The organism is Shigella sonnei, assembly GCF_002950395.1.
GTDB lineage: Bacteria > Pseudomonadota > Gammaproteobacteria > Enterobacterales > Enterobacteriaceae > ECMA0423.
Genome location: NZ_CP026802.1, coordinates 1,282,788 through 1,306,373, shown reverse-complemented (window position 1 = coordinate 1,306,373; position 23,586 = coordinate 1,282,788). Strand labels below are relative to the sequence as shown.

General features: G+C 50.6%; 22 protein-coding genes and 8 pseudogenes. 9 read left to right on the top strand and 21 right to left on the bottom strand.

Features of this window, described 5'->3' with window-relative positions; genetic code table 11:
- Window positions 1–16: 16 nt before the first annotated feature.
- Window positions 17–1,051, bottom strand: a complete 1,035-nt coding sequence (gene tqsA / locus C1P89_RS06950) for an AI-2 transporter TqsA (RefSeq protein WP_001118241.1) — start codon at window positions 1,049–1,051, stop codon at window positions 17–19.
- Between the two features lie 134 nt (window positions 1,052–1,185).
- On the opposite strand from tqsA, the gene C1P89_RS26435 reads away from it, so the two are divergent.
- From C1P89_RS26435 to mdtI, 3 genes are all read left to right on the top strand, one after another.
- On the top strand, window positions 1,186–1,356 hold the full coding sequence (locus tag C1P89_RS26435) for a protein YdgV (protein ID WP_001303517.1): 171 nt from the start codon (window positions 1,186–1,188) through the stop codon (window positions 1,354–1,356).
- Window positions 1,357–1,462: 106 nt separating this feature from the next.
- On the top strand, window positions 1,463–1,828 hold the full coding sequence (gene mdtJ / locus C1P89_RS06940; protein ID WP_000276149.1) for a multidrug/spermidine efflux SMR transporter subunit MdtJ: 366 nt from the start codon (window positions 1,463–1,465) through the stop codon (window positions 1,826–1,828).
- A complete protein-coding gene (gene mdtI / locus C1P89_RS06935) occupies window positions 1,815–2,144 on the top strand; it encodes a multidrug/spermidine efflux SMR transporter subunit MdtI (RefSeq protein WP_000046661.1) in 330 nt (109 codons plus the stop codon). The genes mdtJ and mdtI overlap by 14 nt, the downstream gene beginning before the upstream one ends.
- A gap of 38 nt (window positions 2,145–2,182) precedes the next feature.
- Here mdtI and C1P89_RS06930 read toward each other — a convergent pair whose 3' ends face one another.
- The 7 genes and pseudogenes from C1P89_RS06930 to C1P89_RS06900 all read right to left on the bottom strand — a co-directional run.
- Window positions 2,183–3,004, bottom strand: coding sequence for a trypsin-like serine peptidase (locus C1P89_RS06930; RefSeq protein ID WP_001260857.1), 822 nt, complete (start codon window positions 3,002–3,004; stop codon window positions 2,183–2,185).
- Between the two features lie 99 nt (window positions 3,005–3,103).
- The gene (gene ydgU, locus C1P89_RS06925; RefSeq protein ID WP_000233090.1) at window positions 3,104–3,187 is read right to left on the bottom strand and encodes a small membrane protein YdgU; all 84 of its coding nucleotides are present in this window, start codon (window positions 3,185–3,187) and stop codon (window positions 3,104–3,106) included.
- 92 nt (window positions 3,188–3,279) lie between these two features.
- A complete protein-coding gene (gene asr, locus C1P89_RS06920) occupies window positions 3,280–3,552 on the bottom strand; it encodes an acid resistance repetitive basic protein Asr (RefSeq protein WP_005142522.1) in 273 nt (90 codons plus the stop codon).
- Window positions 3,553–3,675: 123 nt separating this feature from the next.
- Window positions 3,676–4,299, bottom strand: a pseudogene (locus C1P89_RS06915) (IS3-like element IS2 family transposase); the annotation flags it as partial.
- 58 nt (window positions 4,300–4,357) lie between these two features.
- Window positions 4,358–5,155 carry an IS21-like element IS21 family helper ATPase IstB gene (istB, locus tag C1P89_RS06910; protein WP_000544819.1) on the bottom strand — a complete coding sequence of 266 codons (798 nt, stop codon included), beginning with the start codon at window positions 5,153–5,155 and terminating at the stop codon, window positions 4,358–4,360.
- A complete protein-coding gene (gene istA / locus C1P89_RS06905; RefSeq protein WP_000952382.1) occupies window positions 5,155–6,327 on the bottom strand; it encodes an IS21-like element IS21 family transposase in 1,173 nt (390 codons plus the stop codon). Before istA ends, istB begins: the two co-directional genes overlap by 1 nt.
- Window positions 6,328–6,422: 95 nt before the next feature.
- Window positions 6,423–7,039: pseudogene (locus C1P89_RS06900) on the bottom strand (IS3-like element IS2 family transposase); the annotation flags it as partial.
- A 274-nt stretch (window positions 7,040–7,313) separates the two neighbouring features.
- On the opposite strand from C1P89_RS06900, the gene C1P89_RS26430 reads away from it, so the two are divergent.
- Window positions 7,314–7,433 (top strand): KPN_01571 family protein, encoded by a 120-nt coding sequence (locus C1P89_RS26430; protein WP_001299090.1) that lies wholly within the window; start codon window positions 7,314–7,316, stop codon window positions 7,431–7,433.
- A gap of 48 nt (window positions 7,434–7,481) precedes the next feature.
- Here the strand turns inward: C1P89_RS26430 and C1P89_RS06895 are convergent, their stop codons facing one another.
- A complete protein-coding gene (locus C1P89_RS06895; RefSeq protein WP_000091840.1) occupies window positions 7,482–8,735 on the bottom strand; it encodes an MFS transporter in 1,254 nt (417 codons plus the stop codon).
- A 106-nt stretch (window positions 8,736–8,841) separates the two neighbouring features.
- On the opposite strand from C1P89_RS06895, the gene C1P89_RS06890 reads away from it, so the two are divergent.
- The 3 genes from C1P89_RS06890 to bioD all read left to right on the top strand — a co-directional run bounded on the left by C1P89_RS06890 (window position 8,842) and on the right by bioD (window position 11,910).
- On the top strand, window positions 8,842–9,735 hold the full coding sequence (locus C1P89_RS06890) for a LysR family transcriptional regulator (protein ID WP_001019531.1): 894 nt from the start codon (window positions 8,842–8,844) through the stop codon (window positions 9,733–9,735).
- A 134-nt stretch (window positions 9,736–9,869) separates the two neighbouring features.
- A complete protein-coding gene (gene mlc, locus C1P89_RS06885; RefSeq protein ID WP_000225252.1) occupies window positions 9,870–11,090 on the top strand; it encodes a sugar metabolism global transcriptional regulator Mlc in 1,221 nt (406 codons plus the stop codon).
- Window positions 11,091–11,214: 124 nt separating this feature from the next.
- Window positions 11,215–11,910: a dethiobiotin synthase gene (bioD, locus tag C1P89_RS06880; RefSeq protein WP_000893462.1), complete on the top strand. Its 696-nt coding sequence runs from the start codon at window positions 11,215–11,217 to the stop codon at window positions 11,908–11,910.
- On the opposite strand, the gene clcB is transcribed toward bioD, so the two are convergent.
- From clcB to C1P89_RS06850, 6 genes and pseudogenes are all read right to left on the bottom strand, one after another.
- The gene (clcB, locus tag C1P89_RS06875; protein WP_071787903.1) at window positions 11,863–13,155 is read right to left on the bottom strand and encodes a voltage-gated ClC-type chloride channel ClcB; all 1,293 of its coding nucleotides are present in this window, start codon (window positions 13,153–13,155) and stop codon (window positions 11,863–11,865) included. The two genes, bioD and clcB, sit on opposite strands and share 48 nt — an antisense overlap.
- Window positions 13,156–13,313: 158 nt before the next feature.
- Entirely contained in the window at window positions 13,314–13,928 is a 615-nt protein-coding gene (gene dmsD / locus C1P89_RS06870) for a Tat proofreading chaperone DmsD (protein WP_000148710.1), read from the bottom strand.
- A gap of 42 nt (window positions 13,929–13,970) precedes the next feature.
- Window positions 13,971–14,825, bottom strand: a complete 855-nt coding sequence (ynfH, locus tag C1P89_RS06865; protein WP_000526502.1) for a selenate reductase membrane anchor subunit YnfH — start codon at window positions 14,823–14,825, stop codon at window positions 13,971–13,973.
- 1 nt (window position 14,826) lies between these two features.
- The gene (ynfG, locus tag C1P89_RS06860; protein ID WP_000213029.1) at window positions 14,827–15,444 is read right to left on the bottom strand and encodes a DMSO reductase like molybdoenzyme iron-sulfur subunit YnfG; all 618 of its coding nucleotides are present in this window, start codon (window positions 15,442–15,444) and stop codon (window positions 14,827–14,829) included.
- Window positions 15,445–15,454: 10 nt separating this feature from the next.
- Complete coding sequence (ynfF, locus tag C1P89_RS06855; protein WP_072118303.1) at window positions 15,455–17,878, bottom strand: selenate/tellurate reductase subunit YnfF; 2,424 nt, start codon at window positions 17,876–17,878, stop codon at window positions 15,455–15,457.
- 60 nt (window positions 17,879–17,938) lie between these two features.
- A pseudogene (locus C1P89_RS06850) lies at window positions 17,939–18,835 on the bottom strand (molybdopterin dinucleotide binding domain-containing protein); the annotation flags it as partial.
- A 62-nt stretch (window positions 18,836–18,897) separates the two neighbouring features.
- Between C1P89_RS06850 and C1P89_RS06845 the strand changes: the two are divergent.
- A protein-coding gene (locus C1P89_RS06845) for an IS3-like element IS600 family transposase (RefSeq protein WP_087879964.1) occupies window positions 18,898–20,054 on the top strand; the annotation gives its coding sequence in 2 pieces (ribosomal slippage) (window positions 18,898–19,147 and window positions 19,147–20,054; 1,158 coding nt in all).
- A 43-nt stretch (window positions 20,055–20,097) separates the two neighbouring features.
- Here C1P89_RS06845 and C1P89_RS06840 read toward each other — a convergent pair.
- From C1P89_RS06840 to C1P89_RS06825, 4 genes and pseudogenes are all read right to left on the bottom strand, one after another.
- Window positions 20,098–21,156, bottom strand: a pseudogene (locus C1P89_RS06840) (phage-associated endonuclease); the annotation flags it as partial.
- A gap of 93 nt (window positions 21,157–21,249) precedes the next feature.
- Complete coding sequence (locus tag C1P89_RS06835) at window positions 21,250–21,441, bottom strand: DUF1482 family protein (protein ID WP_001090204.1); 192 nt, start codon at window positions 21,439–21,441, stop codon at window positions 21,250–21,252.
- Window positions 21,438–21,653, bottom strand: a pseudogene (gene dicB / locus C1P89_RS06830) (cell division inhibition protein DicB); the annotation flags it as partial. The pseudogene dicB and the gene C1P89_RS06835, both read right to left, overlap by 4 nt.
- Window positions 21,637–21,732, bottom strand: a pseudogene (locus tag C1P89_RS06825) (Rha family phage regulatory protein); the annotation flags it as partial. The pseudogenes C1P89_RS06825 and dicB, both read right to left, overlap by 17 nt.
- Window positions 21,733–21,788: 56 nt before the next feature.
- Here C1P89_RS06825 and C1P89_RS06820 point away from each other — a divergent pair.
- Window positions 21,789–22,486, top strand: a protein-coding gene (locus tag C1P89_RS06820) for an IS1-like element IS1A family transposase (protein WP_237158186.1) whose coding sequence is annotated in 2 segments (ribosomal slippage) — window positions 21,789–22,038 and window positions 22,038–22,486 — 699 coding nt in all. Because the reading frame shifts where the segments join, the coding sequence is not laid out codon by codon here.
- Here C1P89_RS06820 and C1P89_RS06815 read toward each other — a convergent pair.
- Together C1P89_RS06815 and C1P89_RS26425 are read right to left on the bottom strand one after the other, a co-directional pair.
- Window positions 22,480–23,269: pseudogene (locus tag C1P89_RS06815) on the bottom strand (Rha family phage regulatory protein). The gene C1P89_RS06820 and the pseudogene C1P89_RS06815 overlap by 7 nt on opposite strands.
- A pseudogene (locus C1P89_RS26425) lies at window positions 23,264–23,386 on the bottom strand (cell division inhibition protein DicB); the annotation flags it as partial. The pseudogenes C1P89_RS26425 and C1P89_RS06815, both read right to left, overlap by 6 nt.
- Between the last annotated feature and the right edge of the window lie 200 nt (window positions 23,387–23,586).

The window sequence follows — 23,586 nt, the reverse complement described above, 5'->3', positions numbered from 1 at the left end:
GCCTCTGCGGAGGCCGTCACTCTTTATTGAGATCGCTTAACAGAACGGCGATGCTTTGACCTCCCGCTGTTTGTTCAAGCGCAATTTTGACAATAATTGTTAACGGCACGGAAAGCAGCATACCCACCGGTCCTAACAACCATCCCCAAAAAATCAACGACAAAAATACCACCAATGTGGAAAGCCCCAGCCCACGTCCCATGATGCGCGGCTCCAGAATATTGCCGAAGACCAGATTAATCAGCAGATATCCCGCCAGCACCAGCAACGCTTCGTAGAAGCCATTAAACACCAGTACCTGAGCGATAGGGGGGATTGCCGCGAGAACTGAACCAATATTAGGGATGTAATTAAGCGCAAAGGCCAGCAATCCCCAGACAAAAGCGAAGCGAACATCGAGTGCGGCGAGCATCGCCCAGGCGACCAGGCCGGTGATGATGCTGATGGCTGTTTTCAGCACCAGATAATGAGAAACACTGTCAATTGCACGTTGAATCGCCGCCATCCCTTCAACCGGACGCGCCATCATTTGCTGAAATTTTCCGGGCAATTGTGGCACTTCGAGCAGCATAAACAGCACCGTCAGCAGCAATAAAAATATTGATGACATGGCATTAGATAACTGCGTCAATAAGTTGGTGAGCAACGTCATCGCCGCGTTCGGATCAATGTAATGCGCCAGCTGGTCAACTGAGACGTCAATCCCTACGCGTTGCAACAACGGCTCAAGAGCTTGCAGCGGCGTCATAATAGAGTTGCGATATTGCGGTAACGTCCGCGTCAACTCGTTGAGCGCGGAACCCAGATAAGCTAATAGCAACACCATCGCCATCACGATGATGGTCATCAAAATCGACACCGCCAGTACACGCGGCACTCGCCAGCGGACCATGTGTTGCACCAGCGGGTTAAGAATAACAGCAATAAATAATGCGAGAATAAACGGCACGATGATCTCGGCGGCAAAACGGATACCGCAGAGAATAATGACCAGCATTCCCAACATAATGACGATTTTTAGGCCATTGAGCGTGATGATCGGCTTTGCCATGCTTGTCCCCGTTTTTTCTTCCTTTGCTAATAATAATGTCTTTTTCGCTCCGTCATCATAACGAAAATCAAACCGCTCAGGTAAAGAAGTGAAAATATTTTGAGTTAATTCTTAAGCTATGATACAAATCAGGCGTGTTCAACTACCGAGGACAATTATCATCCGCGATGACGAGAAGCAACACTGCGGATAATTGTAATATTATGGACAATTTGTTCAGGACGTTATTTTCAACATTTACCCATCTTCGTACCTCATCCACTATCTTGCTCGTAGGTGAGCAGCACTGGCGCAACGCGCTTTAGTCCTTTCTTCTGCCTAAGCTTGCCCTATGCGCGGGGCTTGACCACTTTACTTTGGTTTCGCTGAATTAAGCGAAAATTAAAATAATTCTCTTGCAGGAGAAGGACAATGTATATTTATTGGATTTTATTAGGCCTGGCTATTGCTACAGAAATTACCGGTACGCTGTCAATGAAATGGGCGAGCGTCAGTGAGGGAAATGGCGGCTTTATTTTAATGCTGGTGATGATTTCTCTGTCGTATATATTTCTCTCTTTCGCCGTTAAAAAGATCGCCTTAGGCGTAGCTTATGCGCTGTGGGAAGGTATCGGTATTTTATTTATTACCTTGTTTAGCGTTTTGTTATTCGACGAAAGTTTATCGCTGATGAAAATTGCCGGGTTAACCACCCTGGTCGCCGGGATTGTGTTGATAAAATCAGGTACCCGTAAAGCGCGTAAACCTGAACTGGAGGTGAACCATGGCGCAGTTTGAATGGGTTCACGCCGCCTGGCTGGCATTGGCAATCGTGCTGGAAATCGTTGCTAACGTCTTTTTGAAATTTTCTGACGGCTTTCGTCGCAAAATATTTGGCTTGCTCTCCCTGGCGGCGGTGCTGGCTGCCTTTAGTGCGCTTTCTCAGGCCGTTAAAGGGATCGACTTGTCTGTCGCTTATGCATTGTGGGGCGGGTTTGGTATTGCCGCCACGTTAGCCGCAGGTTGGATCTTGTTTGGTCAACGGTTAAATCGTAAAGGCTGGATTGGCCTGGTCTTGCTGTTGGCTGGAATGATCATGGTGAAACTTGCCTGATGAACACGCTGCCCGCACAGTCGGGCAGCGTTTGAACATTATTTTTGCGACAGTTGATCCAGCTTGTCGCGAAAACCGGTAACAGAAATGGCCCGGTTATCGGCGCGCCAGCGATCTTTCGCGGCAGGAGCCGAACTTTGCACCCCAATTAATTGCCAGCCGTCATTGGTATGCAACATCAGAGGCGAACCGCTGTCACCCGGCAAGGTATCGCACTGATGTGACATCACCGACGTTTGCGCCCAGCCAGTCACTTCACAGTTTTGATGACTGTACAACGTATCGAGATGATCTTCAGGGTATCCCGCCTGAGTTACTTTACGGCCAGCCGATTTTAATGCGGCAGTAAGCGCGGCTTTATCTCCCTCAAATAACGGCAACGGTGTAATGCCAGAAGGGGGATTACGTAGCACAATCAATCCGAAGTCCCACGGCGCGGCTGCGGGAGGTACAATCCAACCATCCCCATCTGCTTTTAACCGCTTTCCCAGTGTCGGATCAACGCGGCCTTCTATGTCGTGGATCTCATAGCGCCAAAGACCTTTATTTGACACAAAACGCAGCGCCACTGCTTTATCGGCTTTACCCTTTGGAGGTGTCAATAAACAGTGTCCTGCCGTTAATGCCAGATTGGGTGCAATCAGCGTCGCCGTACATAAATTGCCGCTGGCCGTTTCCAGTTGCCCAACCGCATCCCACGGTGATTGGGTCGTGTCATTCACTGGCACACGATCATCATGACCAAAAAACAGGGTGCTGACCTCATCGTTTGCCGATTTGGCAACGTCTGGTTTATCTGCAAACACAAAAGCAGACGTCAAACTAATTGCACCCAACACTACAGCAATGGTTGTACGCATATCACACTCTGGTGGGTAATTATGATTATTAAAAGCAAACCCTCATAAATACTATAGACGGGACGGGATGAAAGTGGGAGTAAAATCAGATAACTACAGTCAGGAAAGATAAAAACGGGCGGCAATCAGTGCGCATAAAATAAGGATGATAAGAATGAACTCAAAGCGATAACGGCCCACCATACTACCCTCCGCTAAAGGCGGTGCTAAACGTTACCCGCTTAGCACCGTAATTTTCAGGCGCGAGGGGGCGCGCCAGCATTACTGTTGAAAACTTACGCTGCGGGTTGTGCAGCAGGTTTTGCCGGTTGCTGATGGCTGTGTTTCCCGGCGTGTTTCTTCGCTGCCTGCGCTTTTTGTTCAGGGGCTTTCTGTTCAGCTTTCGTATTTTTATGATGCTTTTTAGCCGCCTGCGCTTTCTGGGCAGGTGCTGCTTTATGCTGTTTTTTATGATGTGTCGTTTTCGCCGGCGCTGCTTTGGTGGTCGTCGCAGTCGGAGCAGGTGTGGTCGCAGTCTCTGCAGCAAAGGCGGCAGAAGACAGACCCATAGCAGCGGCAACAACCAGAGCTAATACTTTTTCATTGTCATACCCTCAATTTGTTTTTTCATTTAACCCCACCGCGGGGCCGTTGAAATAACTATATCCCTGGGAATGGCAGTGGATTTGCCCCTATATTTCCAGACATCTGTTATCACTTAACCCATTACAAGCCCGCTGCCGCAGATATTCCCGTGGCGAGCGATAACCTAGCGCACTATGCGGATGCCATTCGTTATAATGCTCGAACGCCTCTGCAAGGTTCTTTGCTGCCGTTAACCCGTCTGGTTTGGGCATGATACTGATGTAGTCACGCTTTATCGTTTTCACGAAGCTCTCTGCTATTCCGTTACTCTCCGGACTCCGCACCGCCGTGTTCTTCGGTTCAAGTCCCAACATCCGGGCGAACTGGCGTGTTTCATTAGCCCGGTAGCATGAACCATTATCCGTCAGCCACTCCACTGGAGACGACGGAAGATCGTTGCCGAAGCGGCGTTCCACCGCTCCCAGCATGACGTCCTGTACTGTTTCACTGTTGAAGCCGCCGGTAGTCACCGCCCAGTGCAGTGCCTCACGATCACAGCAGTCCAGCGCGAACGTGACACGCAGTCTCTCTCCGTTATCACAGCAGAACTCGAACCCGTCAGAGCACCATCGCTGATTACTTTCTTTCACGGCCACTCTGCCTGTATGTGCCCGTTTCGATGGCGGTACAGCAGGTTTTCGCTCAAGCAACAGCGCATTCTGGCGCATGATGTCAACGCCACGATGTTTGACCGTTATTTGCCATTTTCATGCCCGCTAAATACTTTCGTTACTGATGCTGTCCGCTTTCCACCATTTCATCATCACTGATTGGCGTTGTGTTTTTGGTCAGCACTCCAGCTTTACGTTTCTCTTTTAACCGGTAACTCTCTCCTTTGATATTCAGCGTGGTTGAGTGATGTAGCAGCCGATCCAGGATCGCTGTTGCCAGTACGTGATCTCCGAACATTTCTCCCCAGTCTGCGAACCCTTTGTTTGACGTCAGTATGATGCTCGCTTTTTCATATCGACGGTTCAGTAGCCGGAAGAACAGACTGGCTTCCTCTCTGTTCATCGGCAGATAGCCTATTTCATCCAGGATCAACACCCGGGCATAACTCAGTTGCTGTAGCTGACGCTCCAGCCGGTTTTCCTGTTTCGCTTTCATCAGTGTCGCGATCAGTCTGTCCAGTGGCATAAACAGTACCCGATGTCCCGCATCCACCGCTTTCACGCCAAGAGCTATGGCCAGATGAGTTTTTCCGACACCAGGAGGGCCCAGCAGGATCACGTTTTCGCTGCGCTCCACGAACGCCAGACCAGCCAGTTCCCGGACAACCTTATGGTCGATGCCCGGCTGGAAGGTAAAGTCGAACTGCTCCAGCGTTTTGACCCACGGCAGACGAGCCTGCTTCAGCCTGGACTCCATACCGCGCTGATGCCTGCCGTTCCATTCCTGCTGTAGCGCCATGCACAGGAACTCCCGGTAGTTCAGCTCTTTTTTAGCTGCCTGTTCCAGCAGGCTTTCAACGTGATAACTCAGATGCTCCATTTTCAGGCGACTCAGCAGGACTTCCAGTTCATGCATCACAACAGCTCCTCATAGGCACTCAGTGGTCGATGTTCCACCTGACTGACCTGCTGCCAGAGCGGGGCGTGATGCTCCGGCACTGTCTGCCAGCCAGACGATGCTGAACAGAGGCGATGTGAGGCCACCAGTTTCTCATTACTGTAGATCCGCAACTCGTCATCCAGCGATATTCGTATCGATACCGGCTGACCACACAGCGCTTCGGGAACGCTGTAACGATTACCACCAACCTCGATATAGCTGTCCCAGGACACATGGCGGATATCGAAGTAACTGGTATCGAAGTCTGTATCCGGTAACGGCTGCAGATGTTCCTGCTCCAGCGCGAAGCGCTGTTCCGGCGTTTCTTTGAACTGGCGAAGCTCCCGTTTGTCAGCCACATCGGCTATCCATTGCTCCAGTTGTTGATTGACATGAGTGAAGCTGTCGAACCTGCGGTACCGGACGAAGAAGTTCTCCTTGAGGTATTTCACCATCCGCTCAACCTTACCTTTTGTTCTGGCCCTGCGTGGACGGCATGCCCGTGGCAGGAAGTTATAGTGGTCAGCCAGCAACAGGAATCCGGAGTTGAACACGACTTTCCCGTTGTTATTCTTCAGCACCGCAGCCTTCTGGTTATCAACCAGCACCGTTTTCACACAACCACCGAAGTAGCGGAAGGCGCGAACCAGTGATTCGTAGGTATGCTCAGCATCCTGTTTTGGTGCGGCGAAGACATGGAAGCTGCGGGAGAACCCCAGCGTATTAACCGCAAAGTTAACTTTGCACCGTTGCCCGGCAACCTCCACCTCAACTTCGCCCCAGTCATGCTGGAGCTGGTATCCAGGCTGAGTTTCGAAGCGAACTGTTCTTTTTGACGGACGCATTTTACGTTTGGGCTGGATGTAGTAACGCAGCATGGAACGTCCGCCCGTATAACCCATTGCCTTAATCTCCGCGAAGATAACCTCGCTATTCCAGACATTCTCTGCCAGGCGCATGTCGATGTAATCCATAAACGGTTTCAGCTTAACCATTTTGTGGCGGGTCTTTCTGGCTGGCGGTTCAGGGTATTTGAGGTAGCGTCTGACCGTCCGTTCAGAGCAACCAATCTGAGTCGCAATATCGACGATGTACGCGCCCTGCTGGCGCATTTGCTTTATCATGTAAAAGTCCTCTCTGCTCAGCATGTTGATGTCCTTTCTGGTGTGAGAACCTTAAGGAAACAACATGTTGGGTGGAGCGGACAATCCAAATGGCGAATTACCGTCTTATATCACTGGCGCTGACACATGATCCGGTAAACACGTTTGGCATTGATCGCAGGCATACCATCAAGTTCTGCCTGTCTGCGAAGCAGCGCCCATACCCGACGATAACCATACGTGGGCAGCTCTCCGATAACATGGTGTATACGGAGAAGCACATCCGTATCATCAGTGTGACGACTGCGGCGGCCATCCATCCAGTCATCGGTTCGTCTGAGAATGACGTGCAACTGCGCACGCGACACCCGGAGACAACGGCTGACTAAGCTTACTCCCCATCCCCGGGCAATAAGGGCGCGTGCGCTATCCACTTTTTTGCCCGTCCATATTCAACGGCTTCTTTGAGGAGTTCATTTTCCATCGTTTTCTTGCCGAGCAGGCGCTGGAGTTCTTTAATCTGCTTCATGGCGGCAGCAAGTTCAGAGGCAGGAACAACCTGTTCTCCGGCGGCCACAGCAGTAAGACTTCCTTCCTGGTATTGCTTACGCCAGAGAAATAACTGGCTGGCTGCTACACCATGTTGCCGGGCAACGAGGGAGACCGTCATCCCCGGTTCAAAGCTCTGCTGAACAATTGCGATCTTTTCCTGTGTGGTACGCCGTCTGCGTTTCTCCGGCCCTAAGACATCAATCATCTGTACTCCAATGACTAGTCTAAAAACTAGTATTAAGACTATCACTTATTTAAGTGATACTGGTTGTCTGGAGATTCAGGGGGCCAGTCTAGGCAGACTTCCGTGAGTGGTTGGTTTCAGCGTGTAACGATATGTACAAACGCTGAATAAATTACAGCATTGATAATAACGTATTGTGACTTAAGGGAAATTTAGCTACCAATAATAGTAGTCTTGATCGGGTTAACTATTTTACTACTTACAAAGCGGTAGAATAACTGCGCATCAGTAATAAATGACACACAGCAAAATGAATCCGTTTATTTGGGTACTTATAATCCTGATGACGCTAGACGCGCTGCGGGAATTGGCTGGCGCTTCGTCTATTTTAGGATGGCTATTAACGTTGGTTTGAGCAAGCAATAAGTCCGGACGTGTAGTTACCGCAGTCCGGGCTTATTTTTCAGGCGTGCAGACGACGATGCAAACGCGTCCCGACCAGCAGAGCAATGACCAGCATCAGAGCAATAAATGCGCCGACGCCGTTCCAGCCATAGTTATGCCAGAAAACACCACCCAGCGTCCCGGCAATACTCGACCCCAGATAGTAACTGAACAAATACAGCGAGGAGGCCTGGCCTTTAGCGCGTTTTGCGCGGGGGCCAATCCAGCTGCTGGCAACTGAGTGGGCTGCGAAGAATCCTGCTGAGAAGAGTAACATTCCGGCAAAGATCAGCCACAGCGAGCTGAATAAGGTCATCAGTAAACCAAACAGCATAACCCCCGTCGAAAACAACATCACCGGACCGCGCCCGTAGCGGGTGGTCATGGTTCCGGCTTTGGGTGAGCTCCATGTACCGGTCAAATAAGCCAGCGATAATAAGCCAACCACGGCCTGACTGACATGCCAGGGGGAAAGCATCAACCGATAGCCGATGTAATTAAACAGCGTGACGAACGACCCCATCAGCAAAAAGCCTTCTGCGAACAATAACGGTAATCCCCGGTCACGCCAGTGCAGACGAAAGTTGATAAATAACGTCTTAGGGCGCAGCGAAGTCGGGCGAAAATGGCGTGATTCCGGAAGGATTTTCCAGAACATCAACGCCGAGGCTAGCGCGAAACAACCGATTGCCGCCAGAGCAATTCGCCAGTTGAAAAAGTCCGTGAAGACACCACTAATTAAGCGTCCGCTCATGCCGCCAATTGAGTTGCCGCTGATATACAACCCCATCGAAAAGGCCACGAAACTGGGGTGGATTTCCTCGCTAAGATAAGTCATGCCAACAGCTGCCACGCCACTTAACGAAAGCCCAATCAAGGCGCGCATAATCAAAATGCCGTGCCAGCTGGTCATCATTGTCGAAAGTAACGTACAAATGGAGGCCAACAGTAGCGCCGTGACCATCACTGGTTTGCGACCAATGGCATCGGATAGGGGGCCAGTAAACAGCAAACCAATAGCCAACATCGCCGTGGAAATGGACAGTGAAATACTACTGTTCGCGGGGGTTAAGCCAAACTCCTGCGAAAGCACCGGAAGGATAGGCTGCACACAATAGAGGAGTGCAAAGGTTGCCAGTCCGGCAGAGAACAGCGCCAGGGTGACGCGCATAAATTGCGGCGTACCGCGTTTAATAAATTGATTTGGCTGAGAAATGCTTTGCTTGTCAGTGTCGCTTGCCGGAGCGCCATCAACAGTTGTAGTACGGCTCACTTGAAATCCTTGCTAAATATGCCTGTGGATCAGGCTTATACATAGGTTAGGAAAATCGAATTGTTCTGTCTAATATATTAATAATCTCAAATAAGATGTTTTAAATATGAATATTGAACTTCGTCATCTGCGTTACTTTGTTGCTGTTGCGGAAGAGCTGCATTTCGGGCGCGCCGCTGCCCGCCTGAATATTTCGCAACCACCGCTAAGTCAGCAGATTCAGGCACTGGAGCAACAAATTGGTGCCCGACTGCTGGCACGAACTAATCGCAGTGTATTGCTGACGGCAGCAGGAAAACAGTTTCTTGCAGATAGTCGGCAAATCCTGTCTATGGTAGATGACGCTGCCGCTCGCGCTGAAAGACTGCATCAGGGTGAAGCGGGGGAGTTGCGCATTGGTTTTACTTCGTCCGCTCCTTTTATTCGGGCGGTGTCCGATACGTTATCGCTGTTTCGCCGTGATTATCCCGATGTCCATTTACAAACCCGCGAAATGAACACTCGTGAGCAAATCGCTCCGCTCATTGAAGGAACGCTAGATATGGGATTGCTGCGTAACACAGCGTTACCGGAGACGCTTGAACACGCAGTCATCGTCCATGAACCGCTTATGGCGATGATCCCGCACGATCATCCCCTGGCAAATAACCCGAATGTAACGCTGGCTGAACTGGCGAAAGAACCCTTCGTCTTTTTTGATCCGCACGTCGGGACAGGGCTGTATGACGATATTCTCGGGCTGATGCGACGTTACCATTTGACGCCCGTCATCACTCAGGAGGTGGGCGAGGCAATGACCATCATCGGTCTGGTTTCCGCCGGTCTGGGTGTTTCAATTTTGCCTGCTTCATTTAAACGTGTTCAGCTCAACGAAATGCGCTGGGTGCCGATTGCTGAAGAGGATGCGGTTTCTGAAATGTGGTTGGTCTGGCCGAAACATCATGAACAAAGTCCAGCTTCGCGTAACTTTCGTATTCATCTGCTGAATGCTCTCAGGTGAGGGAAATTTCAGCGAAAAAGCCCGAAAAATGTGCTGTTAATCACATGCCTAAGTAAAAATTTGACGACACGTATTGAAGTGCTTCACCATAGCCTACAGATTATTTCGGAGCGCGAAAATATAGGGAGTATGCGGTGGTTGCTGAAAACCAGCTTGGGCACATTGATCAAATAAAGCAGACCAACGCGGGCGCGGTTTATCGCCTGATTGATCAGCTTGGTCCAGTCTCGCGTATCGATCTTTCCCGTCTGGCGCAGCTGGCTCCTGCCAGTATCACTAAAATTGTCCGTGAGATGCTCGAAGCACACCTGGTGCAAGAGCTGGAAATCAAAGAAGCGGGGAACCGTGGCCGTCCGGCGGTGGGGCTGGTGGTTGAAACTGAAGCCTGGCACTATCTTTCTCTGCGCATTAGTCGCGGGGAGATTTTCCTTGCTCTGCGCGATCTGAGCAGCAAACTGGTGGTGGAAGAGTCGCAGGAACTGGCGTTAAAAGATGACTTGCCATTGCTGGATCGTATCATTTCCCATATCGATCAGTTTTTTATCCGCCACCAGAAAAAACTTGAGCGTCTAACTTCGATTGCCATAACCCTGCCGGGAATTATTGATACGGAAAATGGTATTGTACATCGCATGCCGTTCTACGAGGATGTAAAAGAGATGCCGCTCGGCGAGGCGCTGGAGCAGCATACCGGCGTACCGGTTTATATTCAGCATGATATCAGCGCATGGACGATGGCAGAGGCCTTGTTTGGTGCCTCACGCGGGGCGCGCGATGTGATTCAGGTGGTTATCGATCACAACGTGGGGGCGGGCGTCATTACCGATGGTCATCTGCTACACGCAGGCAGCAGTAGTCTCGTGGAAATAGGCCACACACAGGTCGACCCATATGGTAAACGCTGTTATTGCGGGAACCACGGCTGCCTCGAAACCATCGCCAGTGTGGACAGTATTCTTGAGCTGGCACAGCTGCGTCTCAATCAATCCATGAGCTCGATGTTACATGGGCAACCGTTAACCGTGGACTCATTGTGTCAGGCGGCATTGCGCGGCGATCTACTGGCAAAAGACATCATTACCGGGGTGGGCGCGCATGTCGGGCGCATTCTTGCCATCATGGTGAATTTATTTAACCCACAAAAAATACTGATTGGCTCACCGTTAAGTAAAGCGGCAGATATCCTCTTCCCTGTCATCTCGGACAGCATACGTCAGCAGGCCCTTCCTGCGTATAGTCAGCACATTAGCGTTGAGAGTACTCAGTTTTCTAACCAGGGCACGATGGCAGGCGCTGCGCTGGTAAAAGACGCGATGTATAACGGTTCTTTGTTGATTCGTCTGTTGCAGGGTTAACATTTTTTAACTGTTCTACCAAAATTTGCGCTATCTCAATTTGGGCCAGGAAAGCATAACTTAGACTTTCAAGGTTAATTATTTTCCTAGTTTATATTTGTGAAGCATAACGGTGGAGTTAGTGATGCTGGAGCGTTTCTTTATTACCGGTACAGACACTTCTGTAGGGAAAACGGTGGTTTCCCGCGCATTGCTACAAGCGTTAGCCTCCCAGGGAAAAACAGTTGCGGGATATAAACCCGTAGCGAAGGGGAGCAAAGAGACACCCGAAGGGCTGCGTAATAAAGATGCCCTGGTGTTGCAGAGTGTTTCAACCATCGAACTGCCTTATGAAGCAGTTAATCCTATCGCGTTAAGCGAAGAAGAAAGTAGCGTGGCGCACAGTTGCCCAATCAATTACACCCTCATTTCAAACGGCCTGGCAAACCTGACCGATAAAGTCGATCATGTCGTGGTAGAAGGGACTGGCGGCTGGCGCAGTCTGATGAATGATTTGCGTCCACTCTCTGAATGGGTGGTGCAGGAACAGTTGCCGGTGTTGATGGTTGTCGGTATTCAGGAAGGTTGCATTAACCATGCACTGCTAACAGCTCAGGCGATTGCCAACGACGGGCTGCCGCTCATTGGCTGGGTGGCTAACCGAATCAACCCAGGACTGGCGCATTATGCGGAAGTCATTGATGTGCTGGGTAAAAAACTTCCGGCACCGCTCATTGGTGAACTGCCTTATCTGCCGCGCGCCGAACAGCGAGAACTGGGGCAATACATCCGCTTAGCTATGCTGCGCAGTGTGCTGGCGGTAGATAGAGTCACGGTGTAACGTCCGCGAAATTACCGACGCAATGACGCAGGCAATCAATAAACCGGGGAGTAGCTGATACTCCCCGGTCATTTCACATATCATCAACGTCGACATAATCGGCGCGTGCGTGGTTGCCGCCAACAGTGTCGCCATCCCGGTCAATCCGAGTAAAAGCGTAATTTCTTCGCCATCAGGGAACCATAATCCCAGGCTACGACCATACAACATGCCAATGGCAAGACCGATAAATAGCGTCGGTGTAAAGACACCACCGGGTGCGCCGGAACCGCTACTCGCCAGCACGGCACACAGTTTACAAAGGAAGATCCCGGCAATGATCATTAACAGTGGTGGGGCGGTTAAAAAGGATTGTACGGTGCTATAGCCGTTGCCCCACACTGCAGGTGTGAACAGGGAAAGCAGACCCACGATCAACCCGCCTAGTGCCAGTTGCCAGGGCGGCGCAAGTTTGAGACTCACAAATCCACGATGACAGGCGTTCATTAACGTTAACAACAGTGGTCCACACAGACCTGCCAGCACACCTGTACTGATAATCAGCGCATAGTCACTAGCCTGAACCGTTACTGAGAGTTGTACGCTGTAGAGTAACGCGTCGCTATGATTAATAAGATTGCTAACCAGCAACGCCACGACGGCGGAAATAATCACCGGGCCGAGAGAGGCCAACATCATAGTGCCAAACAGCACTTCGGCTATAAATAAACTGCCAGCAAGCGGGGCGCGATAGGCCGCAGCCATTCCCGCCGCGGCCCCACAGGCGATCCATAATTTCCATTCCTGGCGTGGCGTAAAACGTTGGGCAAAACAGGAGGCGGCAAGGGCAGCTAAAAGAATCATCGCACCTTCGCGACCAATTGCACTGCCGCTGGTTACTACCAGCAGCGAGGCAAGCGATTTAACCAGGCTTGCTGCGTAATCGAACTGTCCATCGGTTTGCAACGCTTCCATGTAATCGGTCGGCGCATGAGGGCGTTGTTGGGTAAATTTCTGCCAGCCCATCAGCAACAAACCCGCCGCCAGTCCGCCGAGCGCCGGAGTTAGCAGCCGTCGCCAGGGGGAAAGGTTTGTCGCTGCATTGACCAGACTGCCGGAGTCATTATTGAGGAACAACCACTCCAGTAGCAGCATCGCATGACGAAACCCGGCAACGGCAAAGGCCGCGAGAATACCGACGACTGTTGCGATAAGCAGACGGCGGAACATAGTGCGCAGATCCGGATAGATGTGTAGATGATGCATGAGCAGAAATGGGCAATGAAACACGGGCGACTATTTTGCGGCAAAAGAGGCCAACCGCAAAAGCAGTGCGTGCTTTAAGAGATAAAAAAACGTGACATTGTAACTTATTATTGCCGAATCGCGCGTAATCGTCACCATCCGGCAATATTACGGTGATCCTATCGAAAGAGTGGTTTAACCGCGACAGGAATCAACAGTTGTGATTGCCATTGCGCCAGCGTTAAGCGAGCCAGTTCACCCAGTGCACGGTAGAAAGGGTGTTCTGCTTTTTCGATAAAAACATCAAGAAAACGTGTTGACCACGGAAAAAGGTGCCATGCCAGCAATTCTTCGCATTCTGTCTGGCGACCATTCTCCGCCAACCACGCAGCCATCAACAGCAGTGAACCAAAATGATCTTCCGGTTCGTTTTGCTTCATTTCAAACTGAATGCCTTTCTCGCGCATCCACTGACGAAGTGCCAATGTTGAATCGCCAAACAGCACAGATTCGCGATCCAGCCAGACCGATCCCCACGGCGGAGACGGCAGTGCCCACGGGCCGACAAACAAACGCTGCCAGGCCTGGGCGTGAGTCTCTTCACACTGTGTCTGAAAAGCCGTCACCAGCGGCGCTAATGACGCTTCTGGTAGAGGCCACTGAGTTTCCCAGCCGTCACTGGTGAGTACCGCAACCAGAGGTGCGGCTTCCGCACTCTCTGGAGCGTAATAAAACAGCGCGCCCAACACGCGCGCCGCGACAGAAAAATTATCTTGCTGTGAAAAATGGGTCATTCCTAACATCCTGAAATGTGCGGGTTGCCCCGCACCAATTTGTTAACCTGCAATAGCCATTCCTACTGTCATGTGCAGGCCATAAAAGAGCACACGCCCGATCATCTCACCAACAAGTATGAGGATTAGCCCCAGAACAAGTCCGGCAACGTGAGGTTCACGGCGACGAATGAGCGGACAAAGCCAGCATCCAAGACCTGCGCATAACAATACCACACGCCAGACCTGTAAGGAGGCGTAATCTGGTACCAGTGCGCTGGCTTGTTGCACGGATGAGTGAATAGACGCCAGAGACAAACCTTGCAGCACAATCACCCCGGCACAAGCGATCAGCGCGAGAACGCTAATGATGGCAAATGGTGTGGTATTAAATGTAACGCGGGCTGCCCGCAGAATTGCGGCAGCAAGTATTGGACCGCTCAACAATACCGTCAGGAAGAAAGCCAGCGTAGTGTAACCGTTATGCCAGGTTGGCACAGTGTCGATTTGATACACGCAGGTCATCATCCAGACGAAAATGACGCCGAGCGCCATGCTGACAAGTAACCAGAGTTTCCCCAACGCTTGCGGCATTTTACCGATGACCGCCACCAGCCACCATAGTCCGCCAACGGCAAAAAATATGGAACCGGCAGCAATCTCGTTACTCAGACCAGAAGCTCCGATTCGATTCAGCGAGTTAAACGCCCGCAGTGGCGATCCCAGGTGCATGACAGAGGCCATAAACCCGATGCCCATCAACAGCCAGAGGAAAAACATGCCACGGACAATACGCTGACGGTCTGCGTCATTTTTGGCGGCGAACCAGCCAATTCCGCTAACAATCAGCGCGCCTACTACGCATTGACCCAATACGGTAAAGATAACCAGTGGCCACTCATGCCATCCATTTCCCATTTTACACTTCCTCCGGATTAGCCAGATAACCAGTGGTATCGCTGGTCGGGCGGCTGTTGGCGTTAGGTTTGATAACGATATTGGGTTTTGTGAAATGCGCGCGCGGCAGTGGCGCGACGGCAGCCAGAGTGCCGTGCTTCTGGCGCAGCTCTTCAATTGGACCGAACTCAAGTGCACGCAGCGGGCAGGATTCGACACATATGGGTTGTTTCCCCTCGGCGACGCGCGAATAACAACCATCGCACTTCGTCATGTGCCCTTTTTCAGCATTGTACTGTGGCGCGCCGTACGGACAAGCCATGTGGCAGTAGCGGCAGCCGATACAAACATCTTCATCAACCACCACAAAGCCATCTTCACGCTTATGCATTGCGCCGCTGGGGCAGACTTTTGTACATGCGGGGTCATCGCAATGGTTACAGGAGATGGAGAGATAATAAGCGAACACGTTCTGGTGCCAGACGCCATTATCTTCCTGCCAGTCGCCGCCAGCATATTCATAAATACGGCGGAAACTGACTTCCGGGCCAAGATCTTTAAAATCTTTGCACGCCAGTTCGCAGGTTTTACAGCCAGTACAGCGGCTGGAATCGATAAAAAATCCATATTGTGTGGTCACGGGCTACTCCTTAAACCTTTTCGATCTGGACAAGATTGCTGTGCGACGGGTTTCCCTTTGCCAGCGGTGAAGGGCGGTGAGAGGTCAGAATATTGATACTGCCGCCGTGATCGACCCGGTCACCAAACATATCCGCTTTAAGCCAAGCACCTTGCCCGATGGCGGTAACGCCAGGCAGAATACGCGGAGTCACTTTTGCGGCAATCAGCATTTCTCCATTATTGTTAAATACCCGCACGGTATCGCCATGACGGATACCGCGTGCCTGAGCATCAATGGGGTTGATCCACACCTCTTGTGGGCAGGCCTGCTGTAACACATCAATATTGCCGTAGCTGGAGTGGGTACGCGCTTTGTAATGGAAGCCCGTTAACTGCAGTGGATAGGTTTTCCGCAGGGGATCGTCCCAGCCATCAAAATCTGGGGTATACGCAGGAAGGGGATGAATAACTTCATCTTTTTTCAATTCCCAGGTATCCGCAATCTTCGCCAGTCGTTCAGAATAAATTTCGATTTTCCCCGAAGGTGTTTTCAACGGGTTTGCCTGTGGATCTTCACGGAATGCGCGGAAAGCGACGTAGTGTTCTTCCGGGCATTTTTTCTTAAAGATCCCGGTCGTTTTCATCTCCTCGTAGTCGGGCATCTCAGGGTTACGTTCCTTCGTTTTCGCATGGAGATATTTGATCCATTCATGCTGACTGCGACCTTCAGTAAAGGTTTGATAAACGTCTGGTCCTAAGCGTTTGGCGACTTCACTCAGCATCCAGTAGATGGGTTTGCGTTCAAATTTTGCTGAGGTTGCGGGTTGGGCGAGGATCACATAGCCCATATTCCCTGCAGATTCATGAGAGATAAGGTCTTCTTGCTCTGTTGGCATCAGGTCGGGCAACAGGATATCGCAATACTTAGCCGAGGCCGTCATGAAGTGGTCAATGCCAACAATCATCTCGCACTTGCTGTCATCCTGAAGCACCTCATGGGTGTGATTGATGTCGCCATGTTGATTGATCAATGTGTTACTGGCGTAGCACCATAAAAACTTGATGGGGACATCCAGTTTTTCTTTTCCACGAACACCATCACGGGTCGCGGTCATTTCCGTACCATGGTCGATGGCATCAGTCCATGTAAAGACGGAAATCTGCGTTTTAACAGGATTCTCGAGCATCGGGAACCATTCTACCCCCAGATCCCAGCTACCTTCGCGTACGCCTGAGTTGCCGCCGTTTATGCCGACGTTACCGGTGAGAACGGAAAGCATGGCAATAGCGCGGGATGTTTGTTCGCCGTTGGAGTGTCGTTGTGGCCCCCAACCCTGACAAATATAAGCAGGTTTTGCTGAACCGATCTCTCGTGCCAACTGGATAATTTTTTCTGCCGGGATGCTGGTGATTTTTGCTGCCCATTCCGGCGTTTTAGCTATGCCGTCAGGCCCTTCGCCCAGAATATAGGCTTTATAATGCGCGTTACGTGGTGCGTTGGCGGGCAGCGTTTTTTCATCGTAACCAACACAATATTTGTCGAGAAATGGCTGATCGACCATGTTTTCAGTAATCAGTACCCAGGCAATCGCACAGGCCAGTGCGCCATCGGTGCCAGGGCGAATGGGCAGCCATTCATCTTCACGCCCGGCAGCTGTGTCGTTATAACGTGGATCGATGACGATCATGCGTGCGTTTGAACGTTCGCGGGCTTGCTCGACGTAGTAAGTGACACCACCACCGCTCATCCGCGTTTCTGCCGGGTTATTTCCGAACATAACGACCAGTTTCGTATTGGCGATATCATCCGGGCTGTTGCCATCATTGGCACCGAACATATAACTCATTGCGGCACTGATCTGTGCGGTACTGTAGCTGCCATAGCGACTGAGAAAACCACCGCAAGAGTTCATCAGACGGTACGGGACGTTTGAGTTGGTGATGTTTCCGCCATCTACACCTGTTCCGTACAGGACATGTACAGCTTCATTGCCGTAATCTTTTAGGATCCGCCGAAGATTATCACTGATGGTATCCAGGGCTTCGTCCCAACTTATCCGTTCAAATTTACCTTCACCGCGCTTGCCGACGCGCTTCATGGGATATTTCAACCTATCAGGATGATTCATCCGTCGGCGGATAGAGCGCCCGCGTAAACACGCGCGAACCTGATGATTACCGTAGACGTCGTCACCTGTCGTATCATACTCCACCCAGTACACGGTGTCATCTTTCACATGCAAACGTAACAGACAGCGGCTCCCGCAGTTAACGGTGCAGGAACTCCAGACCGCTTTCTCTTCTACCGGAGCCTCTGCCGCCCGAACCATTTGGGAAAATGGCAGAGTGAAAGCACTGCTTGCCAGCGCAAGGCTGCCAAGTGCGGAGGTTTTCATCAGACTTCTACGGCTGATTTCAGCCTTCATGAGCGCCTCTGTGGTATGGATTTTCATCATTACTCACTTATTGCTTTTCAAACAAAATGTCATGCCAGAATTTATGGTTGTAGTGGGTTATATTTTTTCGATCTCGACCAGATTAGTGTGCTGCGGGTTTCCCTTCGCCAGTGGTGAAGGGCGCAGAGTGGTTAGCGTATTCACACAGCCGCCATGGTCGATTTTATCGCCAGACATATTGGCCTCGTGCCAGGCTCCCTGGCCCATAGCGCTAACCCCAGGGAGAATGCGTGGTGTTACTTTGGCTGGTAGCCGAACTTCGCCACGATGGTTAAACACCCGCACCATATCGCCGGTGGCAATCCCACGTTTCTGTGCATCTATAGGGTTGATCCACACTTCCTGACGGCAGGCTGCCTTCAGGACATCAATGTTGCCGTAGGTCGAGTGAGTACGGGATTTGTAATGGAAACCAAACAGTTGCAGTGGGAAGGTACTACGTTCAGGGGAGTCCCAGCCTTCAAAGGTTGAGGCATAAACTGGCAGTGGGCTTATCACTTCATCTTTTTCCAGTTCCCAGGTACGGGCAATTTCCGCCAGCTTGCTGGAATAAATTTCAATCTTACCGGAAGGCGTTTTAAGTGGATTTGCCTCGGGGTCGTCACGAAATGCTTTGTAGGCGACAAAATGACCATTGGGATCTTTACGCTTATAGATACCCATTTTTTTCAGTTCGTCGTAAGACGGTAACGCCGGATCTTTGGCAAGCATTTTGGCGTACAGATGTTGTAACCATTGTTCCTGCGTGCGACCTTCAGTGAACTTTTGATAGACGTCAGGTCCAAGACGTTTCGCGACTTCACTCAGGATCCAGTAAATCGGTTTGCGTTCGAATTTTTCGCTGGTGACAGGCTGGAGGAAAATGAGATATCCCATGTTACCGGCGTAGTCGTTAGGAATAATATCTTCCTGCTCAACGGTCATCAGGTCTGGCAGCAGAATGTCGGCATATTGAGGTAGCCTGAGTTTAACGGACACTCCTTCCTGAAATAGAATGGCATCAGAAGGAGCTAATAATGAGCAGAAAAACCCAACGTTACTCTAAAGAGTTCAAAGCCGAAGCTGTCAGAACGGTTCTTGAAAATCAACTTTCGATCAGTGAAGGCGCTTCCCGATTATCTCTTCCTGAAGGCACTTTAGGACAATGGGTTACCGCCGCCAGAAAAGGGCTCGGTACTCCTGGTTCCCGCACGGTGGCTGAACTGGAATCTGAAATTCTGCAACTGCGTAAGGCGTTAAATGAAGCTCGCCTTGAGCGAGATATATTAAAAAAAGCAACAGCGTATTTTGCACAGGAGTCGCTGAAAAATACGCGTTAATCGAACAATGGCGACAACAATTTCCCATTGAAGCGATGTGTCAGGTATTTGGTGTATCCAGGAGCGGTTATTACAACTGGGTACAGCATGAACCCTCAGACAGAAAACAAAGTGATGAGCGGCTAAAACTGGAGATTAAGGTGGCACATATCCGCACTCGCGAAACATATGGAACCCGGCGGCTCCAGACGGAGCTGGCAGAGAATGGCATCATCGTTGGTCGTGACCGACTGGCACGTCTTCGTAAGGAGCTAAGGCTACGCTGTAAGCAGAAACGCAAGTTCAGAGCGACTACGAACTCGAACCACAATCTGCCAGTTGCGCCAAATCTGCTGAACCAGACGTTCGCTCCTACAGCACCAAATCAGGTCTGGGTGGCGGACCTGACGTATGTTGCCACACAGGAGGGATGGTTGTACCTCGCTGGCATCAAAGATGTTTATACGTGCGAAATTGTCGGCTACGCCATGGGAGAGCGCATGACAAAAGAGCTGACAGGTAAAGCCCTGTTTATGGCGCTCAGGAGCCAGCGCCCACCTGCCGGGCTAATCCACCACTCTGATCGAGGTTCACAGTACTGCGCATACGATTACCGGGTCATACAGGAGCAGTCTGGTCTGAAAACATCAATGTCGCGTAAAGGTAACTGTTACGACAACGCTCCGATGGAAAGCTTCTGGGGAACGCTGAAAAATGAGAGCCTGAGCCACTATCGTTTTAATAACCGGGATGAAGCCATCTCAGTAATACGGGAATACATTGAGATTTTCTACAATCGTCAGCGTCGTCACTCTCGTCTGGGGAATATCTCCCCGGCAGCCTTCAGGGAAAAATATCATCAGATGGCTGCTTAAAAAAAGAACAAATGGTAGTGTCCGCTATTGCCAGTACACCTCAAGTATCAGTTGCGCTCTGATTTGTTCCTTCATCTTCAAACACGCCCTTTGTAGTCAGGTATTCAGTAATGTATTTGTTCAGTGCCACAGGGTCTTTGTGAATGTCGATCGGACGTTCACGGACAAGGCCAAAAATAGTCTGGCGGTCGTAGCGAAGGGCATCAGGCTGTTTGCGCATTGATGCCGAGATACGCTTCCAGTCTTCGCGGTCGTTGTCGATAACTTCATTTTTTGCCCAGCGATGGATGCTGCCGTCAATGTTTCCGGCATCCACATCACCAGGCCAGAGAGCGTAGGCCAGTTCGTCATCCAGTGTTTTCCATGTCTGCTTGTATTCGCGATGAATGGCAGCAATGGCCGGGCTGATTTTTCCTGTTGAATTTTCAGTGTGCTGTTGATTGGCTCTGGCACGGGCGAGATCAACAACAGACGTGTATTTTCCGGTTTCCTTGCGTTCACCTTCGCGACATTTTTTCCAGATGCGCATCTCTGCCTGAATTTCTGGCCATTTTGCACCAGGCTTACATTTATGCTTAATCCACCCGATGGCATGCAGTTTAATCTCCGGACACATGGCGTTAACTTCTGGCATTTTCATCAACGCTTCAACGATATGTCCGTCGAATGTTGCCATGTCTTCCTGCAACAGTTCCTGCGCGCTAATCACCATATCAACGGTGATGTTTTCACATGTGTCGAACTTAACCATGACAGCGTTCTGTACTTCAGGGGCCAGCTTGTCAAAAGTGACGTTCATCGGTTCGGATTCAGTCTCAACCGGGACAAAGGAAGCAGACTCCTCATCCCAGCGGTTTTCCTGCATATATTCAGCATCCCAGGAATCGAGGGCAGGGCGGGGTATACCAGGTTTATCCTCGCAGACAATAAATTTATAAGCGCAGTCCTGAGCAGCCGGATAATGTTCCAGGAATTGCCAGTGAAATTTTGCGCGGGCGCGGCGTTCGTCGCCGGCTTCAATGGCAGTGGCTACAGGTTTAGCGCCTTCTTCTTTTGTTGCCTTTTCGTCCGGAATGGCGGCGCAAATAAAGACTTTACTCATTTTGTTTTAACCTCATTACAGATTTAAGGGTGAACAAATCCCTGCCATTGCTGGCATATAAAAATGAAACCGGATATTTATTACGTGGCTGCTTTAAAGACCTGCCGGGACTTCTTTATTATCCTGGTGAATGATTTTATCAACCGGATAACAGTTACCGGGAATTTTCTGTTCAGCTGCAGCAGCCACGCATTCTTTCATGGAGTTGTATACTCCGGTAACCAGTTCAGCTGGTTCGCCCGTATTAAGAATAACGGTCAGAACGAGTGCAAATGCTGTATTCATCGCCAGCATCCTTTTTGCATCAGACGCAAACGAGCCAGCATTGAAACAATGCATATTTTATTTAATGACTCCCGTTCGTGTTTTCTCTTGTTAATGGCATCTTCAGTAAATACCGTGTTACTGATAGTGACACCAATTTCAAAACAACCTTCAGTCGTATTAACGTTTGGTAATAACGTTTCCATTATCGCGTCCTCAACAATGAATTTTGAGTAATTGCTCTACAGTCATATTTTTAATTGCGCCCCGGTTAACAAGAGTCCATCCCTGTTCTTCCAGATAAAACCGGAAAGGTGATGCTGCCAACTTACTGATTTAGTGTATGATGGTGTTTTTGAGGTGCTCCAGTGGCTTCTGTTTCTATCAGCTGTCCCTCCTGTTCAGCTACTGACGGGGTGGTGCGTAACGGCAAAAGCACTGCCGGACATCAGCGCTATCTCTGCTCTCACTGCCGTAAAACATGGCAACTGCAGTTCACTTACACCGCTTCTCAACCCGGTACGCACCAGAAAATCATTGATATGGCCATGAATGGCGTTGGATGCCGGGCAACTGCACGCATTATGGGCGTTGGCCTCAACACGATTTTACGTCACTTAAAAAACTCAGGCCGCAGTCGGTAACCTCGCGCATACAGCCGGGCAGTGACGTCATCGTCTGCGCGGAAATGGACGAACAGTGGGGCTATGTCGGGGCTAAATCGCGCCAGCGCTCGCTGTTTTACGCGTATGACAGTCTCCGGAAGACGGTTGTTGCGCACGTATTCGGTGAACGCACTATGGCGACGCTGGGGCGTCTTATGAGCCTGCTGTCACCCTTTGACGTGGTGATATGGATGACGGATGGCTGGCCGCTGTATGAATCCCGCCTGAAGGGAAAGCTGCACGTAATCAGCAAGCGATATACGCAGCGAATTGAGCGGCATAACCTGAATCTGAGGCAGCACCTGGCACGGCTGGGACGGAAGTCGCTGTCGTTCTCAAAATCGGTGGAGCTGCATGACAAAGTCATCGGGCATTATCTGAACATAAAACACTATCAATAAGTTGGAGTCATTACCAACCGGAAAGTCTCCATGGTACAGACCCGTGCGCCATCAGGAACGGTTTCGGTGAATCTGATGTTGCCGCGTTCGTCGAAGTGAACAACCAGGGTGCGGCCATCGCCTGGAATTATTTTGTCAGTGGGTGGGGTGTTATTCTGGCGCAGTTCGGCCTCCATGCGATCGAACTCAGCAATGTAGGCTTCTTTAAATGCAGCGGCTTTTTTGCCAGTGAATCCCATCACCAGGAAAACGAAGCCGTTTTTGGTGATTTGGTACATCGGGCGTTTTTCGCCTTTGGCGTCAGTGTAGGTGACGTCCTCAAAATTGAGGGCGTTAAATTCAGGTGAGCATTCAGTATTTGCGATGGCACGTAACACATTGTCGTGACGCTTGCCAAAGAACTCTGCGATCGCAATAGACGTAGTGACAGCGCGACCATTTTCGATGGTTACGTCAGGGTGAGAAAGGGCAGGGATAGTAGCCATGATGGCATCCTCGAGTGATAAGTTAATTAACTCACCACCGAGGTTTTCCACGACCATAAGGGTGGTGAGACGTACAGGGGTGGAAATACCGGTCACTCGAGAACCCGGCCAGTCTTGCGACTGCCCTGCACATCCCACCATAATTTGAATGGAGCTGTGCATTACGCATAAAAAAAACCGCTTCAGCGCGGCTATGCGCTCGAGTAACGTTCGGGTTTCCACGCCCGGCACCCGTTTTATAAGGTGCAGGTGCACTATAATTCCACCCGTTCTGGTTTTCAATAGCTACATTCAACATTTTCTCTTTCCTTTCATCACCGAAGTGAACTTTGTTGATGCGGTGCCTGGTGCCTCCAGGTGACGTTAACCAGTTAACAATTAACGCCGGATACAGGGAAACCCATAACCACCCGATACGGGGGAACTAATCGCTTTTTAACTGTGCCGCGTGCGCTGAGCCGCATTCACCGCATCACAAAATTCACTTTAAAAAGGGCGGACATCAGCCAGCAATGAAACTGATGCCGCCAAAGGTACCAATCAACATGGAGTGTTGTGGCGTGGTTGTCACTTAAGCGTATGGTCAACCTGACAACCCGGTGTCCTCAACGGGGA

Excerpts from the sequence above, each read along its gene's own strand:
- dmsD (WP_000148710.1), bottom strand. The coding sequence starts at position 13,928 with ATGACCCATTTTTCACAGCAAGATAATTTTTCTGTCGCGGCGCGCGTG.
- istA (WP_000952382.1), bottom strand. The coding sequence starts at position 6,327 with ATGCTGAGCAGAGAGGACTTTTACATGATAAAGCAAATGCGCCAGCAG.
- istB (WP_000544819.1), bottom strand. The coding sequence starts at position 5,155 with ATGCATGAACTGGAAGTCCTGCTGAGTCGCCTGAAAATGGAGCATCTG.
- C1P89_RS06890 (WP_001019531.1), top strand. The coding sequence starts at position 8,842 with ATGAATATTGAACTTCGTCATCTGCGTTACTTTGTTGCTGTTGCGGAA.
- ynfH (WP_000526502.1), bottom strand. The coding sequence starts at position 14,825 with ATGGGAAATGGATGGCATGAGTGGCCACTGGTTATCTTTACCGTATTG.
- mdtI (WP_000046661.1), top strand. The coding sequence starts at position 1,815 with ATGGCGCAGTTTGAATGGGTTCACGCCGCCTGGCTGGCATTGGCAATC.
- C1P89_RS26430 (WP_001299090.1), top strand. The coding sequence starts at position 7,314 with ATGACACACAGCAAAATGAATCCGTTTATTTGGGTACTTATAATCCTG.
- mdtJ (WP_000276149.1), top strand. The coding sequence starts at position 1,463 with ATGTATATTTATTGGATTTTATTAGGCCTGGCTATTGCTACAGAAATT.
- C1P89_RS06930 (WP_001260857.1), bottom strand. The coding sequence starts at position 3,004 with ATGCGTACAACCATTGCTGTAGTGTTGGGTGCAATTAGTTTGACGTCT.
- bioD (WP_000893462.1), top strand. The coding sequence starts at position 11,215 with ATGCTGGAGCGTTTCTTTATTACCGGTACAGACACTTCTGTAGGGAAA.
- C1P89_RS06835 (WP_001090204.1), bottom strand. The coding sequence starts at position 21,441 with ATGAATACAGCATTTGCACTCGTTCTGACCGTTATTCTTAATACGGGC.
- clcB (WP_071787903.1), bottom strand. The coding sequence starts at position 13,155 with ATGCATCATCTACACATCTATCCGGATCTGCGCACTATGTTCCGCCGT.
- ynfF (WP_072118303.1), bottom strand. The coding sequence starts at position 17,878 with ATGAAAATCCATACCACAGAGGCGCTCATGAAGGCTGAAATCAGCCGT.
- tqsA (WP_001118241.1), bottom strand. The coding sequence starts at position 1,051 with ATGGCAAAGCCGATCATCACGCTCAATGGCCTAAAAATCGTCATTATG.
- asr (WP_005142522.1), bottom strand. The coding sequence starts at position 3,552 with ATGGGTCTGTCTTCTGCCGCCTTTGCTGCAGAGACTGCGACCACACCT.
- ydgU (WP_000233090.1), bottom strand. The coding sequence starts at position 3,187 with ATGGTGGGCCGTTATCGCTTTGAGTTCATTCTTATCATCCTTATTTTA.